The following is a 530-nucleotide window of genomic DNA, read 5'->3' on the forward strand; positions in this document are numbered from 1 at the left end:
TGAGAAAGCATGATCATAGTGGTCAATCCTTTACGATTTTGAATGATGAAAATCAGGAAGAGAGTTGGCATGGTGATATGACGATCATCTGGGGATATGTGTTGAATGAACAGCAAAGGTTGAAGCTTGCTGAACGTTTGGGCGTGAGAGCAGAGGATATACGTGTGCACCATAAGCTCGCTTTTCCCCATTCCCACCTTCATATGCGTGATGTTGCATTGGCAAGTTCAGGTATAAGTGAGACGCGCCCGATTAATATGAGTGTTGTATTTGGAATCAAGACGTGAGGTTCAGATGTCCACGATTTATGATTGGTCTTTAACGGCATCTGAGAATGGTGGTGCTGATGCTTTGATTAATTGGTCAGAGGGACAGCACCCTAACACGGTTAATAATAGCGCTCGTTTTATGATGCAACGGGTGCGTGAATATTTATCGGATACGGGCGGCGTACTTGAAGGGATTGTGACGGTTGATAATAACCAAAAGACGAGCGTGATAAGGCTTCTAAGCCAATCGGCATTTTTAGA

The 530-nt window shown here is 44.0% G+C and carries 2 pseudogenes; both read left to right on the plus strand.

Annotation, left to right across the window (positions count from 1 at the left end):
* Nucleotides 1–287, plus strand: a pseudogene (locus ACFIJR_RS09290) (phage tail protein); the annotation flags it as partial.
* Between the two features lie 7 nt (nucleotides 288–294).
* Nucleotides 295–530: pseudogene (locus ACFIJR_RS09295) on the plus strand (phage tail protein); the annotation flags it as partial.

Source organism: Bartonella sp. OD88NMGDW (assembly GCF_042193775.1).
In the GTDB taxonomy this organism is placed as follows: Bacteria; Pseudomonadota; Alphaproteobacteria; order Rhizobiales; family Rhizobiaceae; genus Bartonella; species Bartonella grahamii.